Genomic DNA, 19,865 nt, shown 5'->3' with positions numbered 1-19,865 from the left:
GTTCGGGTGGTCGGGGAACAGCGCAAGCCGGCGAGCACCACGGGAGCGCGGGCATGACCCGCCCGGTCCGCCAGCGGCCCACCCGCACCCGGCGCCCACGGGTGATCACGCTGCCGCAGCTCATGGCCACCGCCGTGGAGGCCAACCCGAGCGGCACCGCGCTCGTCTTCGCCGACGGCACCGGCACCGTCGCCACCCTCGGCTACGCCGAGCTGGACGAGCAGTCCACCCGGCTGGCCCGGCTGCTCATCGACCTCGGCGTCGGCCCGGAGAACCTGGTCGCGGTCGGCATCCCGCGCTCGATCGCGTCGGTGCTTGCGGTGTGGGCGGTCGCCAAGACCGGCGCGGGCTTCGTGCCGGTCGACCCGAACTACCCGGCGGACCGGGTCGCGCACATGGTGGCCGACTCGGGCGCGGTCCTCGGCCTGACCGTCGCCGAGGTCGCGGGCGAGCTGCCCGGCCGGGTCCAGTGGCTGGTCCTCGACGACGCGGAGTTCGCCGCGCAGCTCGAGGAGTACCCGGTCGAGCCCGTCACCGGCGCCGAGCGGACCGCGCCGCTGCGCGCCGAGCACCCGGCCTACGTCATCTACACCTCCGGCTCGACCGGCAAGCCCAAGGGCGTCGTGGTGACCCAGGCGGGCCTGTCCGGGTTCTGCGACGAGCAGCGCGAGCGCTACCGGGTGACCGCCCGGTCGCGCACCCTGCACTTCGCCTCGCCCTCCTTCGACGCCTCGGTGCTGGAACTGCTGCTCGCCCTCGGCGGCGGCGCCACCATGGTCATCGTCTCGCCGGAGGTGCTCGGCGGCGACGAACTGGCCGCGGTCCTGCGGCGCGAACGGGTGACCCACGGTTTCGTCACCCCCGCCGCGCTGGCCTCCGTCGACCCGGCAGGCCTCGACGACTTCCGCGTCGTCGTCGCCGGCGGCGAGGCGTGCCCGCCGGAACTGGTGCGGCGCTGGGCCGTCGGCGGCCGCGAGTTCTTCAACGGCTACGGGCCGACCGAGACCACCATCATGACCAACATCAGCGATCCGCTGGTGCCCGGCGAACCGGTGACCATCGGCGCCCCGACCCGGGGCATCACCGAATACGTCCTGGACGAACGGCTTTCGGTCGTGCCCGACGGGGTGGTCGGTGAGCTGTACATCAGCGGCGCCCAGGTGGCGCGCGGCTACCACGACCGGCCCGCCCTGACCGCCGCCCGGTTCGTCGCCGATCCCGTCGCCGGGGACGGGTCCCGGCTCTACCGGACCGGCGACCTGGTCCGCCGCCTCGCCACCGGCGAGATGGAGTACCTGGGCCGCAACGACTTCCAGGTCAAGATCCGTGGTTTCCGGATCGAGCTCGGGGAGATCGACGCCGTGCTGGCCGCGCACGACAGCGTCGACTTCGCCGTCACGATCGGGCACCGGCTCGACACGGGCGCGACGATGCTGGCCGCCTACGTGCACGCCGCGCCGGGCGCGCGGGTCGACGTCGACGCCCTGACCGCGTTCGCCGAGCAGAGCCTGCCCGCCCACATGGTGCCGCCGTCGATCACCGTGCTCGACACCATTCCGCTCACCCCCGTCGGCAAGCTGGACCGCGCCGCACTGCCGAAGCCACAGCTGCGGGTCAAGGAATTCCGCGCCCCGGCGGGCCGTTTCGAGGAACTGGTCGCCGCGGTCTACGCCGAACTCCTCGAGCCCGACGCGCCGATCGGCGCCGACGACGACTTCTTCGAACTCGGCGGCAACTCGCTGATCGCCACCCGCGTCGCGGCCCGCCTCGGCGCCGAGATCGGCGCCCGGGTGCCCGCGCGGTTGCTGTTCACCGCCGCCACCGTCGCCGAACTCGCCGCCGGGCTCGCCCCGCTGGCCGGGCAGGACGCGGGCCGGCCCGCGCTGACCGCGGTGGCGCGGCCCGAGCGCGTCCCGCTGTCGCCTGCCCAGCAGCGCATGTGGTTCCTCTCCCAGTTCGACACCGCCTCGGCGGCCAACAACATCCCCTTCGCGCTGCGGCTCACCGGCCCGCTCGACCCGGCGGTCCTGCGCGCGGCCTTCGCCGACCTCATCGAGCGCCACGAGACCCTGCGCACGGTGTACCCGGCGGTCGACGGCACCGGCCACCAGGTGGTCCTGCCCGCCGAGCGGGCGGTGCCGGACCTGGCGCCGCAGCCCCTGCGCGAGGACGACGTCCCCGGCTGGCTCACCGGCCTGGCCTCGGCCGGATTCGATGTGGCCGAACAGGTTCCGCTGCGCGTGGCGCTGGCCGAGCTGGGACCCGACGAGCACGTGCTCGCGGTGGTCGCCCACCACATCGCCGCCGACGGCGCCTCCATCGCCCCGTTCGTGCGCGACCTGCTCACCGCCTACCTCGCCCGGCGCGAGGGCGCCGCGCCGCAGTACCCGCCGCTGGCGGTGCAGTACGCCGACTACACGCTGTGGCAGCGGGCGCTGCTCGGCGACGAGCACGACCCGGAATCGCTGGCCGCCGCGCAGATCCGCTACTGGCGCGACACCCTCGCCGGCCTCCCGGACCGCCTCGACCTGCCCGCCGACCGGCCACGCCCGACCGTCGCCTCGGGTCGCGGCGCGGTGTTCACCTTCGACCTCGACCCCGCGCTGCACGCGCGCGTAGACGCCCTCGCCCAGGCGGGCGGCGCGTCGCCGTTCATGGTGGTGCACGCCGCGTTCGCCGCCCTGCTCGCCCGCCTCTCCGGCACCGCCGACATCGTCATCGGCACCCCGGTGGCCGGGCGCGGCGAGGCCGCGCTCGACGACCTGGTCGGCATGTTCGTCAACACCCTCGTGCTGCGCACCGAGATCGACCCGGCGGCCTCGTTCGCCGACCTGCTCGAGCAGGTGCGCGAAACCGACCTGGCCGCCTTCTCGCACAGCGAGCTGCCCTTCGAACGGCTCGTCGAGGTGCTCGACCCGGTCCGCACCCAGGCGCACCACCCGCTGTTCCAGGTCGCGCTGTTCTTCAACAACTTCGACACCCCGCGCGTCGAGCTGCCCGGCCTGGCCGCCGAGACCGTCGAACTCGACGGCGCGTTCGCCAAATTCGACCTCCAGCTCTCGATCACGCCCAAGGGTCCCGGCACCGACGGCCTGACCGCCATGTTCACCTACGCGACCGAGCTGTTCGACGAGGCCACCGTCGCCGTGTTCGCCGAGCGGCTGGTCCGGCTGCTGGAGACGGTCGCGGCCGAGCCGCAGGCCGCGATCGGGTCCGCCGAGCTGCTGGGGGAGACGGAGCGCGCGCGCATCCTGCGCGGCTGGAACGACACCCGCCAGCCGCTCGCCCCCGAGCTGCTGCTCGACGCCTACCGACGCGCCGTCGCCGACCATCCCGACGCCGTGGCCGTGCACTACGAGGGCGCCGAACTCACCTACCGCGAGTTCGACCAGCGGGTCAACCGGCTGGCCCGGCTGCTCATCGCCCGCGGCGTCGGCGCGGAATCGCTGGTCGGCCTCGCCGTCCGGCGTTCGCTCGATCTCGTCGTCGGCATGTACGCGGTGATCACCGCCGGCGGCGCCTACGTGCCGCTCGACCCCGACCACCCGGCCGAGCGCATCGCGCACATCCTCGACACCGCCCGACCCGCCTGCGTGCTGACCACCACGGCCGACGCGGTCGAGGTGCCCGCGGGCATCGACGTGGTCTTCCTCGACACGGTCGACCTGAGCGCGCACGACGAGACCCCGGTCCGGGCGACCGAACTGCTGCGGCCCGTCCGCCCGGAGAACCCGGCCTACGTCATCTTCACCTCGGGCTCCACCGGCAAGCCGAAGGGCGTCGCGGTCTCCCACGGCGCCATCCACAACCAGACCACCTGGATGCTGGCCGAATACCCGCTCGGGCCGGACGACGTCTACCTGCAGAAGACCGCGACCACCTTCGACGTCTCGCTGTGGGGCTATTTCATGCCGCTGCGTACCGGCGCGAAGCTGGTCGTGGCCACCCACGACGGCCATCGCGACCCGGTCTACGTGGCCGAGGCCGTCGCCCGGCACCGGGTCACGGTCACCGACTTCGTGCCGTCCATGCTGACGGTCTTCGCCGCGCACGCGGCCCCCGGCCTGCTCGACAGCCTGCGCGAGGTGTTCGTCATCGGCGAGGCCCTGCCGCCGGAGACGGTGGCCGCCTTCGCCCGGGTGTCCTCGGCGAACGTGCACAACCTCTACGGGCCGACCGAGGCCGCGGTCTCGGTCACCTACTGGCAGGCCCGCGGCGACGAACGCGGCTCGGTGCCGATCGGCCTGCCGCAGTGGAACGTCGAGGTCTACGTCCTCGACGCGCGGCTGCGGCCCGTGCCCGCCGGGGTGCCCGGCGAGCTGTACCTGGCCGGAGACCAGCTGGCCCGCGGCTACGTGCGCCGCCCCGACCTGACCGCGGATCGCTTCGTGGCCAGCCCCTTCGGTGACGGCGCCCGCATGTACCGCACCGGCGACCTGGTGCTGTGGCGCGACGGCGCGGACGAGCTGCCCGCGCGCCTCGACTACATCGGCCGCACCGACTTCCAGGTGAAGTTCCGCGGCCAGCGCATCGAACTCGGCGAGATCGAGACCGCGCTGCTCGCCCAGCCGTCGGTCAGCCAGGTCGTCGCCCTCGTGGCCGGTTCCGCGCTGGGCGATCAGCTGGTCGCCTACGCCGTGCCGACCCCCGGCGCGGAGATCGCGCCCGAGGCGCTGCGCGCCGCGATCACCGACGTGCTGCCCGCCTACATGATCCCCTCGGTGATCGTGCCGCTGGCGGCGTTCCCGCTGAACCCCAGCGGCAAGCTCGACCGCAAGGCCCTGCCGGAGCCGGTGTTCGGCACCGGGACCTTCCGCGCGCCCTCGACCCCGGTCGAGGAGATCGTCGCGGGGGTGTTCGCGGAGGTGCTCGGCATCGACCGGGTCGGCGCCGACGACGACTTCTTCGCCCTCGGCGGCAACTCGCTGGTCGCCACCCAGGTCGTGGCCCGGCTCGGCGCCGCGATCGGCGACCGGGTGCCCGTGCGGGTGCTGTTCGAGACCCCGACCGTCGCCGCGCTCGCCGTGGCCATCGAGTCGCGGATCCGCGACGGCCGCGGCATCGAGCTGGGCAGCATCGAACGGCCGCAGCGGCTTCCGCTGTCGCTGGCCCAGCAGCGCATGTGGTTCCTCAACCGCTTCGAGGACAGCGGGGACGGCGCCGCGAGCGCCGGGTCGGCCGCCTACAACCTGCCCTTCGCGCTGCGGCTCACCGGCGACCTCGACGTGGCCGCGCTGAGCGCCGCGTTCGACGACGTGGTGGCCCGCCACGAGGTCCTGCGCACGATCTACCCCGAGACCGCGGACGGGCCGAGCCAGGTCGTGCTGCCCGTCGGCGAACCCGTCCGGCTGCGCGCCGAGCCGATCGCCGAGGACGGGGTCGCCGGCGCGGTGTACGCGCTGGCCATGACGCCGTTCGACGTCACCCGCGACGTGCCCATCCGGGTCCGGCTGCTCGCCGTGAACGGCGGCCGCGACCACGTGCTCGCCGTCGTCGCCCACCACATCGCCGCCGACGGGTCCTCCATGGGGCCGCTGGTGCGCGACATCATGACCGCCTACGCCGCCCGCTCCACCGGCGGCGAACCCGGCTGGGCGCCGCTGCGGATCCAGTACGCCGACTACGCCCTGTGGCAGCGCGCGGTCCTCGGCGACGAGGCGGACCCGGAATCGGTGGCCGCCAAGCAGATCGGCTACTGGCGCGAGGCCCTCGCCGACCTGCCCGACCTGCTCGAGCTGCCCACCGACCGCCCCCGGCCCGCCGTCGCCTCGCTGGCGGGCGCGCGCATCGATGTCGAGATCGACGCCGCGACCCACGCGGGCCTGGTGAAGCTGGCCCGCGAGCACAACGCCACGCTGTTCATGGTGGTGCACACCGCCTTCGCCGCCCTGCTCGCCCGGCTCTCGGGCGCCGGGGACATCGCGATCGGCACCCCCGTGGCCGGGCGCGGCGAGCGCGAACTCGACGACCTCATCGGCATGTTCGTCAACACCGTCGTCTTCCGCACCCGCCTCGACGGCGGGGAGCGCTTCGCCGACCTGCTGGCGCGGCAGCGCGAGGTCGACCTGGCCGCGTTCTCGCACGCCGACGTCCCGTTCGAACGGCTCGTCGAGGTGCTGAGCCCACCGCGCACGACCGCGCACCACCCGCTGTTCCAGGTCGGCCTGTCGTTCCAGAACATGGCGCGCAGCGCCCTGGAGCTGCCGGGCCTCACCGTGGCCGGGGTCGACGCGGAAACCGATGTCTCCCAGTTCGATCTGCACCTGATCGTCGCCGACGGCTACGACGACGCGGGCGCGCCCGCGGGCATCGGCGGCTTCCTCACCTACGCCACCGACCTGTTCGACCGCGACACCGTCGCCGGGTTCATCGCCCGGCTCGAGCGGCTGCTCGCCGCGGTCGCCGCCGACGCCACCGCGATCGTGGGCGACCTCGACCTGCTCGCCGCGCCGGAACGCGCCGCGCTCGACCGCCGCAACGCCACCGCGCACCCGGTCGACCCGGCCGCGACGCTGCCGTCCCTGCTGGCCGCCTCGGCCGCCGCGCACCCCACGGGCACCGCGCTCGTCGCCCCGGACGGCACCCTCACCTACGGCGAGCTCGACGCCCGGGTGAACCGCCTCGCCCGGCACCTGATCTCGCTCGGCGTCGGCCCGGAGAGCCGGGTCGCGCTGGCCCTGCCCCGGTCCACGGACCTGGTCGTCGCCATGTACGCGGTCGCGGCGGCGGGCGGCGCCTACGTGCCCGTCGACCCCGACCAGCCCGCCGAACGCACCGACTACATCCTCGGCACCGCGGCACCGGTCTGCGTGCTCACCGACGCCGCCACCGGATTCGGAACCGCCGCGGCGCCGGTGATCCCGCTCGGGGAACTCGACCTGGCGGCGTACCCGGCCGGCCCGATCGCCGAGGGCGAGCGGGTCGCGCCGTTGCGGCCGGGCAACACCGCCTACGTCATCTTCACCTCCGGCTCGACCGGCCGCCCCAAGGGCGTGGCGGTGCCGCACGGCGCGGTGGTCAACCAGTTGCTCTGGAAGACCGCGGCTTTCGGCCTCGACCCCGCCGACGCGGTGCTGCTCAAGACCGCGGCGACCTTCGACCTGTCGGTGTGGGAGTTCTGGTCGGCGGCGGTCTGCGGCGGCCGCCTGGTCGTGGCCGCGGCCGACGGCCACCGCGACCCCGCCTACCTCGACGACCTCATGGCCCGCGAGGGCGTCACCACGCTGCACGCGGTGCCCTCGATGCTCGACGCGCTGCTGACCACCGCCGCGACCGGCCTGGCCGGGCTGCGCCGGATCCTGGCCATCGGCGAGGCGCTGCCCGCCGGGACGGCGCAGCGCCTGCGCGCCCGCTGCCCGGAGGTCGCGCTGCACAACCTGTACGGCCCCACCGAGGCCGCCGTGTCGATCACCGACCACGCGGTGACCGCGGCCGACACCGGCTCCGTGCCGATCGGCGCGCCCGAGTGGAACAGCCGGGTCTACGTGCTGGATTCGCGCCTGCACCCGGTGCCCGACGGCGTCTCCGGCGAGCTGTACCTGGCGGGCGCCCAGCTCGCGCGCGGCTACTTCGGCCGCGCGGACCTCACCGCCGACCGCTTCGTGGCCGACCCGTTCGGCCCGGCGGGCACCCGCATGTACCGCACGGGCGACCTGGCCGCCTGGACGGCCGCGGGCGAGCTGGAGTACCGCGGACGCACCGACTTCCAGGTCAAGATCCGTGGTTTCCGCATCGAGCTGGGCGAGATCGAGGCCGCGCTGCTGGCGCTGCCGGAGATCGCGCAGGCCGCGGTGCTGGCCAAGTCGGACCCGCGTACCGGTGACCGCCTGGTCGCCTACCTGGTCGGCGCGGATGTCGAGGTGGCGCGGGTGAAGTCGGCGCTGTCGGCCGGGTTGCCGTCCTACATGGTGCCCGGCGCGTTCGTGGTGCTCGACGCCCTTCCGCTGAACGTCAACGGCAAGCTGGACCGCAAGGCCCTGCCGGAGCCGGAGTTCGAGACCACGGCCTTCCGGGCGCCGTCGACCCCGATCGAGGAGATCGTCGCCGGGGTGTTCACCGACGTGCTCGGCGCGGAGCGCGTCGGCGCCGAGGACGACTTCTTCGCCCTCGGCGGCAACTCGCTGCTGGCCACCCAGGTCGCCGCCCGCCTCGGCGCGGCCTTCGACACCCGGGTGCCGGTGCGCGCGCTGTTCGAGGCGAGCACCGTGGCGACGCTGGCGCTGAAGGTCGAGCAGTACGCGGGCGCGGGCGGCCGGGTGCCGCTCACCCCGCAGGCGCGGCCCGAGCGGATCCCGCTCTCGCCCGCCCAGCAGCGCATGTGGTTCGTCAACCAGTTCGACACCTCGCTGGCCGCCTACAACATCCCGGTCGCGGTGCGGCTCACCGGCGACCTCGACGTGGCCGCGTTGCGGCAGGCGCTGCGCGATGTCATCGAGCGGCACGAGGTGCTGCGCACCGTCTACCCGGCGGTGCCCGGCGGCGCCGCCCAGGTCGTGGTCCCGGCGGATCGGGTCGCGCTCGGGCTGGTCCCGCAGCCGGTCGTCGCCGCCGCGCTGCCCGCCGCCATCGGGGCCGTGGTCGGCGCGGGCTTCGACGTCACCGCCGCCGTGCCGGTGCGGGCCGCGCTGCTGCGCGTCACCGACAGTCCGGCGGTCGAGCACGTGCTCGTGTTCGTGGCCCATCACATCGCCGCCGACGGCTGGTCCATGGGCCCGCTCACCCGCGACGTCGTGCTCGCCTACGCCGCGCGCACGGCGGGGCAGGCCCCCGGCTGGGCGCCGCTGCCCGTGCAGTACGCCGACTTCAGCATCTGGCAGCGCGCGGTGCTCGGCGCCGAGGACGACGCCGACAGCGTGCTCGCCGCCCAGACCGCCTACTGGAAGCGCACCCTGGCCGGGCTGCCCGACGAGCTCAACCTGCCCGCCGACCGGCCGCGTCCGGCCACCCAGTCCTTCCGCGGCGGCCGGATCGAGTTCCGGATCGACGCGGGCCTCACCGAGGACCTGCGCCGGCTCGCGCGCGAGCAGAACGCGACGCTGTTCATGGTGATGCACTCCGCCCTCGCGGTGCTGCTGGCCCGCCTCTCGGGCACCACCGACATCGCCGTCGGCACCCCCATCGCCGGGCGCGGCGAGGCCGAACTCGACGACCTGGTCGGCATGTTCGTCAACACCCTGGTCCTGCGGACCGAGGTGGACCGCGCCGCGACCTTCACCGACCTCCTCGCCGGGATCAAGCAGACCGACCTGGCGGCCTTCGCCAACGCCGACGTGCCCTTCGAGCGGCTGGTCGAGATCGTGGCGCCCGCGCGCTCCACGGCGCGCAATCCGCTGTTCCAGGTCGCGCTCGCCCTGCAGAACCTGCCCGAGAGTTCCTTCGAGCTGCCCGGCCTCCGGGTCTCCGGCGTCGAATTCGACATCGACACCGCCAAGTTCGATCTCTCGCTGACCCTGCGCGAACTCGGCGCGGACGGCATGTACGCCGAATTCGGTTTCGCCCGTGACCTGTTCGACGACGCCACGGTCGAGGTGTTCAGCCGGCGCTTCCTGCGTCTGCTGCGCGGGATCGTCGCCGCGCCGCAGACCCCGGTCGGGGACCTGGCCCTGCTCTCGCGCGCCGAGTACGCCGGGCTCACCCACGTGCTGGGCGACGACGTCATGGCGGGCGGCCTGCTGCCCGAATTGTTCGCGGGCGGCCTGCGCTTCGGCCGCGACCGGACCGCGGTGCGCTACCGGGGCCGCTCGATCAGCTACGGCGAACTCGACGACCGCGCCAACCAGCTGGCCCGGCTGCTCATCGCCCGCGGTGTCGGCCCGGAGCAGCTGGTGGCCATCGCCTTCCCGCGCTCGTTCGAGATGCTGCTCGCGGTCCTCGCGGTGGCCAAGGCGGGCGGCGCGCACGTGCCGATCGACCCGTCCTACCCGGCCGACCGGGTGCGCCACATGCTCACCGACTCCGCCGCGGTCCTCGGGATCACCGGCGCCGCCTTCGCCGAACAGCTTCCGGCCGAGGCGCAGTGGCTGATCCTCGACGACCCGGTGACCGACGTGCTCCTCGGCGCGCACGGCACCGACCCGGTGACCGACGCCGACCGGATCAGCCCGTTGCGGCGGCACCATCCGGCCTACGTCATCTACACCTCCGGGTCGACCGGCATGCCCAAGGGCGTCACAGTGACGCATCAGGGCGTGGTCGGGCTCGCCGACTGCGCCTCGTTCCTGTACGGCCTGCAACCGCACCACCGGTTCTCCCACATCTGCTCGCCGAGCTTCGATCCCTCGGTGCTGGAGTGGGTGGTCGCCCTCTACACGGGGGCCACGCTGGTCATCGTCCCCGCCGAGATCATCGGCGGCGAGGACCTGGCCGCGCTGCTGCGCGAGGAACGGGTCACCCACACGATCATCACCCCGGCCGTCCTCGGCACGGTCGACCCGGCCGGGCTCGACCACATCGAGGTGGTCTCCGTCGGCGGCGACGTGACCACCCCCGAGCTGCTGGCCAAGTGGGCGCCGGGCAGGCGCTACTTCAACGCCTACGGCCCGACCGAGACCACCATCATCAGCACCTTCGCCCAGCTGCTGCCCGGCCGTCAGATCACCATCGGCGCGCCGGTGCACGGCATGTCGGCGCTGGTGCTCGACGAGCGCCTCCAGCCGGTGCCGCCTGGCGTGGCGGGCGAGCTCTACCTCACCGGCGGCGGCCTGGCCCGCGGCTACCGCAACCGGCCCGGCCTGTCGGCGGAGCGTTTCGTCGCCGACCCGTGGGGCGCGCCGGGCTCGCGGATGTACCGCACCGGCGACGTGGTGCGCTGGTTCGCCGCGCCCGAACACCGGGCGGGCAACGACGCCGCCGCGGCGACCGCGCGCTGGCAGCTGGACTACGTGGGCCGCAGCGACTTCCAGGTCAAGATCCGCGGCTTCCGCATCGAACTCGGCGAGATCGACGCGGTGCTGGGCAAGCACCCGGACGTGGAGTTCGTGCTCACCGTCGGCGCGGAGACCGCGCCGGGGGCGACCGCGCTGGTGTCCTACGTGCTTCCGGTGCCGGGCCGCGCCGTCACGCCCGCCGCGCTCACGGAGTTCGGGGCGCGCTCCCTGCCCGCGCACATGGTGCCCGCGGCCGTGGTCGTCCTCGACGAGGTGCCGCTCACCCCGGTCGGCAAGCTCGACCGCAAGGCGCTGCCCGCGCCGGTGTTCGAGCAGGCGCCCTTCCGCGCGCCGCGGACCGAGGCGGAGATCGCGGTCGCCGCCGCGTTCACCGAGGCGCTCGGTATCGAGCAGGCGGGCCTGGACGACGACTTCTTCGCCCTGGGCGGCAACTCGCTGCTGGCCACTCAGGTGGTCTCCGTGCTGCGGGCGCGGACCGGGGCGGAATTCACCGTCGCGGCGTTCTTCGGCGACCCCACCGTCGCCGGGCTGGCCCGCCGCCTCGACGAGGCGGGCACCCGGACCTCGGCCGGTGAGCTCGACGCCGCGCTCGGCGTCGCGCTGCCGCTGCGCGCCGCGGGCGAGCAGGCACCGCTGCTGTGCCTGCATCCCATGTCCGGCCTTGCCTGGGTGTACGCGGGCCTGGCCGAGCACGTCCCGGCCGGGCGGCCCATCGTGGGCATCCAGTCGCCCGCGCTCACCGAGCCGGACTTCGCGCCCGCGTCGCCGGAGGAACTCGTCGACCGGTACGTGGCCGAAATCCGCGCGGTGCAGCCGCACGGGCCGTACCACCTGCTCGGCTGGTCGCTGGGCGGCGTGCTCGCCCACGCGGTGGCCACCCGCCTGCGCGCGGCGGGGGAGCAGGTGCGCGCGCTGGTGCTGCTCGACAGCGTGCCCGGCGCCGACCCCGCCGCCTTCCGCACCGAGCTGCGCCAGGCCTTCCAGGACCTGGGGATTCCCGCGGACCGCCTGCCCGAGGACCTCGACGACCTCGGCGCGGACGAACTGCGCGCCCTGCACGGGGCCCTGGCGGGCGACTCGCCGCTCACCCCGGAACGGTTCGCCGGGATCTACCGGGGCGCGCTGCGGACGGTGGAACTCACCGCCCGGCTCACCCCGGGGGTCTACGACGGCCCGCTGACCTACTTCACCGCCACCGTCGCCACCCCGGGCTCCGCGCCGCACGGCGGGGCTTCGGCGTGGCGGGCGTACGCGGGCGGGTTGATCGCCGACTATCCCGTCGCGGTGGCGCACCAGGGCATGACGTCCCCGGAGGCGCTGGCGGTGATCGGCCCGGTGCTGGCCGGCCTGCTGGAGACGGGCCGGTAACAACAGACCAACCGGTTTCGATACGGCCGACGGAGGCATGACGGTGTGTCGGGTGACACGCGCGGCGCCGCTTCGCGCCCGCGCGCGAGTCCTGCATTCTGCGTGTTGCATCACCGCGCGCGGGGGCGGTCATCGGGCAGGCGTATCACCCCCGTGATCGCAGAGGTGCGGATATGCTGCACCACAGGCCGGCCCCGCCGGATGCGAGAGGTGAATGTTCCATGGAATCCCCCCGTCGGGCCGGGCGTGCCGGTCGACGACGCTCCGCCGGTGGAGCGCTGTTCGGTCAATTGCTGACTGCCGCAGTCGAATCCTCGGCGGAGGCGACCGCGGTGAGTTTCCGTGATCCCGAGTCCGGGGCGCTGCGCGAACTCACCTACCGGGAGCTGGACGAGGCGTCGTCCCGGCTGGCGCGGGAACTGATCGACCGGGGGATCGGCGCGGGTGACGTGGTCGCGATCGCCATCGCGCGCTCGATCGAGTCCGTGCTGGCCGTCTGGGCGGTGGCCAAGACCGGCGCGGCCTATGTGCCCGTCGACCCGTCCTATCCGCCGGATCGCATCGCCCACATCGTCGGCGATTCCGGCGCGGTCCTCGGCCTCACCACCGCGGCGCACCGGGCCGCGCTCGGGACGGGGCTGTACTGGATCGAGCTGAACGACCCGGTGGTGGCCGAGCGGGTCGCCGCGCGGCCCGCGCACGCGGTCAGCTACGCCGACCGCATCCGCCAGGTCGAGCACCGTCACCCCGCCTACGTCATCTACACCTCGGGCTCGACCGGCCGCCCCAAGGGCGTCGTCGTCACGCACGCGGGCCTGGCCGGGCTGGTCGCCGCCGAGCGCGAGCACTACGGCGTCGGGCCCGACTCGCGGGTGCTGCACGTCTGCTCGCCCAACTTCGACGTCTCGGTCCTGGAACTGCTGCTCGCCTTCGCCTCGGGCGCCACGCTGGTCATCTCGCCGCCGACGGTGTTCGGCGGCTACGAGCTGTCGGACCTGCTGCGCCGCGAGCGGGTCAGCCATGTGCTGATCACCCCGGGCGCGCTGGAATCGGTGGATCCGGCCGGGCTGCCGGATCTGCGCGTGGTCGTCGTCGCCGGTGACAAGTTCGGCCCGGAACTGGTGGCCCGCTGGGCCGCGCCCGGCCGCGCCTTCCACAACGGCTACGGCCCGACCGAGGCCACCATCCTCGCCACCAGCACCGCACCGCTGATTCCCGGCGGCCCGATCACGCTCGGCACCGCCATCCCCGGCGTCGGGCTGTACGTGCTCGACGCCCGGCTGCGCCCGGTCCCCGCGGGCGTGGTCGGCGAGCTGTACCTCGCGGGCCCGGCGCTCGCGCAGGGCTATCTGGGCAGGCCGGGACTGACCGCGGAACGATTCGTCGCCTCCCCCTTCGCGGAGGGGGAGCGGATCTACCGCACCGGTGACCTGGTCCGCAAGGTCAGCGCGGCGCCGCAGGGCGGCCGGGAGTCGCAGCCGGGCACGGCCGACAGCCTGGAGTACCTGGGCCGCAGCGACTTCCAGGTCAAGGTGCGCGGGTTCCGGATCGAGCTGGGCGAGATCGACAACGCGCTCACCGCGCACCCGGACGTCGACTTCGCGGCCACGCTCGGCACGTCGCTGCCCTCGGGCGCGACCGCGCTCGTGTCGTACGTGCTGCCGCGCGTCGGGCGCGGCGTCGACACCGGCGAGCTGGCCGACTTCGTCGCGGCGACGCTGCCCGCGTACATGGTCCCCGCGTCGATCATGGTGCTCGACGCGCTGCCGCTGACCCCGGTCGGCAAGCTCGATCGCGCCGCGCTGCCGACCCCGGTGTTCACCGCCCGCGGTTACCGGGCGCCCGCGACCCCCGCCGAGCAGGTCGTGGCCGAGGTGTTCGCGGCGCTCCTCACCGACGGCTCGGGCCGCATCGGCGCCGACGACGACTTCTTCGCCCTCGGCGGCGATTCGCTGCTGGCCGCGCAGGCCGTCGCGCGGATCGGGGCCGCGCTCGAGGTCCGGGTCCCGGTGACCGCGGTGTTCGAGGCGCCGACCGTGGCGGCCCTGGCCGCCCGCGCCGAGACCCACCGCACCGGCGTGCCGGGCACCGCGCTGTCGGCCCGGCCGCGGCCCGCGCGGATCCCGCTGTCCTACGCGCAGCAGCGCATGTGGTTCCTCAACCGCTTCGATCCGTCCTCGGCGGTGGACAACATCCCCGTCGCGGTGCGGCTCACCGGCCGGCTCGACCTGCCCGCCCTGCGCGCGGCGGTCGCCGACCTGGTGACCCGGCACGAGGTGCTGCGCACGGTGTACCCGGTGTCCGACGGCGGCGGCGACCTCGTCGCCGACGGCGACGGCCACCAGCTGATCCTGCCCGTCGGCGATCCCCGGGCGCTGCCCGAGTTCGAGGTCGTGGCGACCACGCCCGATGACCTGCCCGCCGCCATCGCCGCGACCGCGCTGACCGGCTTCGACGTCACCGCCGCCCCGCCGGTGCGGGTGCGGGTGTTCGCCCTCGACGAGGAAGACCACGTGCTGGTGTGCGTGGTCCACCACATCGCCTTCGACGGGTTCTCCTTCGCCCCGCTGACCCGCGACCTGCTCACCGCCTACGCCGAGCGGCACGCCGGTGACGCGCCGCAGTGGGCGCCGCTGCCGGTGCAGTACGCCGACTACACCCTGTGGCAGCGCGAACTGCTCGGCGCCGAGGACGATCCGGCCTCGCTGCTGACCGCGCAGGTCGAGTTCTGGCGCGCCACCCTGTCGGGCCTGCCCGAACAGCTCGACCTGCCCGCCGATCGCCCGCGCCCCGCGGTCGCCACCCGGGCCGGTGACACCCTCACCGTCGAGGTGCCCGCGCCGCTGCACGAGGCGCTGGCGGTCCTGGCCCGCGACCACAACGCGACCCTGTTCATGGTCGTGCACGCCGCGCTGACCGTCCTGCTCGCCCGGCTCTCGGGTACCCGCGACATCGCCGTCGGCACCCCGGTCGCGGGGCGAGGCGAGCAGGCGCTCGACGAGCTCGTCGGCATGTTCGTCAACACCCTGGTGCTGCGCACCGAGGTCCACCCGGCGACGCCGTTCATCGGGCTGCTCGATCAGGTCCGCGCGGGAGACCTCGCCGCCTTCGCCCACGCCGACGTGCCGTTCGAGCGGCTCGTCGAGATCCTGGAACCGGTGCGCTCCACCGCGCGCCACCCGCTGTTCCAGGTGATGCTGACCTTCCAGAACCTGGCCCGCACCGACCTCGCGCTGCCCGGCCTCTCGGTGTCGGCCGCCGACTTCGCGGTCCCGCTGGCCAAGTTCGATCTCCAGGTCGAACTCGGCGAGCGCATCGGCCCCGACGGCTCGCCCGAGGGCATGACGGCCGCGTTCGTCTACGCCACCGACCTGTTCGACCGCGCCACCGTCGCCGACATCGCCGACCGCTGGCTGCGCGTGCTGGCCGGCGTGGTCGCCGATCCGTCGCAGGCCGTCGGCGACATCGACCTCTTCGCGCCGGGCGAGCGCGATCTCGTCCTGCGCGAGGGCACCTCGCCCGGCGCGCCGGTGCCGCCGGTCACCCTGGCCGACCTGATCCAAGCGCAGGCCCGGCTGCGCCCCGACGCCGTCGCGGTGCGCGACGAGCGGGACGCGCTGACCTTCGCGGAGTTGCTCGGCCGGTCGAGCAAGCTGGCCCGTGCGCTGATCGCCGAGGGCGTCGGGCCGGAATCGCTGGTCGCCGTTGCCGTTCCGCGCACGGTCGACCTGCCGGTCGCCCTGCTGGCGGTCCTGCTGACCGGCGCGGGCTACCTGCCGATCGACACCGGCTACCCGACCCAGCGCCTGGAGTACGTGCTCGCCGACGCGCGACCCGCCGTGCTGGTCACCACGACCGCGGACCGCGCCGCCGTGCCCGCGCGCAACCTGCCGGTGGTCTACGTCGACTACCCGGCCGGGTACCCGGCGGGGCCGGTCACCGACGCCGAGCGGGTGTCGCCGTTGCGCCCCGACCACCTCGCCTACGTCATCTACACCTCGGGCTCGACCGGGCTCCCCAAGGGCGTGGCCGTCACGCACCGCAACGTGCTGGAGCTCTTCGCCAACACCCAGGTGCGGTTCGACTTCGACGAGGCCGACGTGTGGACGCTGTTCCACTCCTTCGCCTTCGACTTCTCGGTCTGGGAGCTGTGGTGCGCGCTCGCGGGCGGCAGCTCGGTGGTCATCGTCGACCACGCGACCTCGCGCTCGCCGGAGCTGTTCCGCGAGCTGCTTGCGCGGGAGCGGGTCACCGTGCTCAGCCAGACCCCCAGCGCCTTCGCCCAGCTCGACGAGGCCGACCGCACCGCGCAGGCCGCGGGCGCCGCGCCGCTCGGCCTGCGCTACGTGGTCTTCGGTGGCGAGGCGCTCGATCCGCGCAAGCTCCAGCGCTGGTACGGCCGCTACGGCAGCGGTCCCGGCGCGCCGCGCCTGGTGAACATGTACGGCATCACCGAGACCACGGTGCACGTGTCCTACCTCGGCCTGGACGCGCACGCCGCCGACCTGCCCGCGAGCATCGTCGGGCGCGCGTTGCCCGGGCTGGCCGTCGCGGTGCTCGACGACCGCCTTCGCCCGGTGCCCTTCGGCGTGCTCGGCGAGTTCTACATCGCCGGAAACCAGCTCAGCCGTGGCTATCTGGGCAAGCCGGGGCTCACCGCGACGCGATTCGTCGCCGACCCGTTCGGCCCGCCCGGCGCCCGCCGCTACCGATCCGGCGACCTGGGCCGCTGGATCGGCTTCGGCGGCACCCCGACCCTGGAATACGGCGGCCGCGGGGATCAACAGGTCCAGCTGCGCGGCTTCCGCATCGAGCCCGGCGAGATCGAGGCCGCGCTGCTCGCGATCGACGGCGTCGGCCAGGCCGCGGTCGTGGTCCGCACCGAGGAGGCCACCGGCGACCGGCTCATCGGGTACGTCGTCCCCGCCGCGGTGGGCACGGAGGCTGCGGACGTGGCGCTCGACCCGGTCGCCCTGCGCGCCGAGGTCGCCGGTTTCCTGACCGGCTACATGGTCCCCGACGCGATCGTCGTGCTGCCCGAGCTGCCGCTGACCGCCAACGGCAAGCTCGACCGCGCCGCGCTGCCCGCCCCGGAGTTCACCGCGGCCACGGCGTACCGCGCGCCGACGACGCCGATCGAGCAGAGCATCGCAAGCATCTTCGAAACCCTGCTCGGCACCGTCGATGTGGGCCTGGACGACGACTTCTTCGATCGCGGCGGCAACTCGCTGCTCGCCACCCGCGCCATCGCCCGCATCGACGCCGCGCTGGCCACCGACCTGGTGGTCCGCGACCTGTTCGAGGCGCCGACGGTGGCGGCCCTTGCCGCCCGGGTGCGGCCCGGCGCGGTGACCGCGGCCCGTCCGCCGCTGACCCCGGCGGCCGAGCGCGGCGTCATCCCGCTCTCGCCGGCGCAGCAGCGGATGTGGCTGCTCAACCGGATCGACCCGGACTCCCCGGCCTACAACATCCCGCTGGTGCTGCGCCTGACCGGCGCCCTGGACACCTCGGCCCTGCGCTACGCCGTGGCCGACGTGCTCGAACGGCACGAGGCGCTGCGCACCCGCTTCCCCGCGGGGCCGGACGATCTGCCCTACCAGGAGATCCTGCCCGTCAGCGCGGTGCTGCCCGCCGGCCTGCCGATCCAGGAGTGCGACGACCCCCGCGAGCGGGTCGGGCGGCTGCTGGCGGGCGGTTTCGACGTGACCGAGCGCGCCCCGCTGCGGGTCGGGCTGTTCACCACCACCGGCGTCGACGACCCGCTGGCCGAGGAGGAGCACCTGCTCGCCGTGGTCGTCCAGCACATCGTCGCCGACGGCGCCTCGCTGGCCCCGCTGGCCCGCGACCTGGTGACCGCCTACCATGCCCGGGTCGAGGGGCGTTCGCCCAACTGGGCGCCGCTGCCGGTGCAGTACGCCGACTACGCGCTGTGGCAGCGCGAGCTGCTCGGCGACGAGTCCGACGAGAACTCCACCGCCGCACGGCAGCTCGCGTTCTGGCGGAACACCCTGCACGGCCTGTCCGGCGCGCTGGCGCTGCCGCACGATCACCCGAGGCCCGCGCAGGCGTCCCTGCGCGGCGCGGACGTCACCTTCGGCCTGCCCGCCGAGGTGCACGCGGGCCTGATCGAGATCGCCCGCGCGCACAACGCCTCGCTGTTCATGGTCGTGCACGCCGCGCTCGCCGTGCTGCTGGCGCGGGTGTCCGGCAGCGACGACATCGCCGTCGGCACCCCGATCGCCGGGCGCGGCGAGGCCGAACTCGACGATCTGGTCGGCATGTTCGTCAACACGCTGACCCTGCGCACGGCGGTGCCCGGCGACCGCAGCTTCGCCGACCTCGTCGCCGCCGCCCGCGAGACCGATCTCGCCGCGTTCGCCCACGCGGACCTGCCGTTCGAGCGGATCGTGGAGGAAGTCGCCCCGACCGGCACCGTCTCGCACAACCCGCTGTTCCAGGTGGTCCTCTCGTTCCACAACAACGAGACCCCGGTGCTGCGCCTGCCCGGCCTCACGCTCGAGGCGCTCGACCTGGCGGCCCGCCCGGCCAAGTTCGACCTGCAGCTCAACATCGTTCCCCAGCACGGGGAATCGGGAGAGCCCGGACCGATCGACGCCGTGTTCACCTACGCGACAGACCTGTTCGAGGAGCCGACGGTGTCGGCCTTCGCGCGCGGGCTGACCGAGATCCTCACGACCGTCGCCGCCGACCCGTCGGTCCGCGTCGGCGACATCGACCTGCGCGACGCCCGCGAACGCGAACGGCAGCCCGCGGCAGCCGGTTTCGTCTCGGTGCCGTCGGCCAACGGGGCTGCGCTGGCGCAGGAGCTGGCCGCCGCGGTCGAGGAGGACCCGGAGGCCCCGGCCCTCGACCTCGGCGACGACGACCTGCCGTATCACGACTACGACGCCCGCTCGTCGCGGCTGGCGCGGGCGCTGATCGCCCGCGGCGTCGGACCCGGCGGTGGGGTCGCCCTGCGGCTGGACCGCGGACCCGAGGCGGCGATCGCGACCTGGGCGGTGCTCAAGGCGGGCGCCGCGGTGCTGCCGGTGACGACCGTGGCCGCGCCGGCGGCCGAGGCGATCCCGGTCGCGATCGGCCTGACCCTCGGCTGGTCCGGCAGGCACGACGAGATCGAGTGGCTCGACCTGGACGACCCGGACCTGCGGGCCGAGGTCGCCGCCGCATCGCCCCGGCCCATCGGGTACGCGCACCGCACCCGCGCCCTGCGTGGTGACGATCCGGCCTTCGCGGGCGCCGGGCGGCTGCTCAGCTACGACGCGCTGGCGGGCGCCGCCGAGCGGGTCGCCGAACGCACGGGCCTGACCTTCGAGTCGCGGACCTCGGCGGCGGGCAGGCCGGACTCGGCGGTCGGGGTCCTGGAGATCGTGGCCGCGGGCATCGCGGGCGCGACGATGGTGCTCGGCGCCGACCAGGACGGCGCGAGCCACGCCGAACTGGACGTCTCGCACGTGTTCACCGAGTCGGCGGTCGCGGTCGCCGATCCCGGCGCGGGTACGGGCGCGACGATTGTGGCGCTGGGTGAGATGATCGGCAGCGCAGCGTCGCCGCAGGCGCGGCACGTGGTAGTGGGTTCCAACGGATAGGTGG

General features: G+C 74.3%; 1 protein-coding gene and 1 pseudogene. Both read left to right on the top strand.

The features are described from left to right. Positions 1-107: 107 nt before the first annotated feature. A pseudogene (locus ON36_RS24270) lies at positions 108-12,254 on the top strand (non-ribosomal peptide synthetase); the annotation flags it as partial. A 221-nt stretch (positions 12,255-12,475) separates the two neighbouring features. Next, positions 12,476-19,861 (top strand): non-ribosomal peptide synthetase, encoded by a 7,386-nt coding sequence (locus ON36_RS24265; RefSeq protein ID WP_083885362.1) that lies wholly within the window; start codon positions 12,476-12,478, stop codon positions 19,859-19,861. The last annotated feature ends 4 nt before the right edge of the window (positions 19,862-19,865 follow it).

Source organism: Nocardia thailandica NBRC 100428, assembly GCF_000308795.1.
In the GTDB taxonomy this organism is placed as follows: Bacteria; Actinomycetota; Actinomycetes; order Mycobacteriales; family Mycobacteriaceae; genus Nocardia; species Nocardia thailandica.
This window is presented reverse-complemented; position numbering and strand designations above follow the sequence as displayed.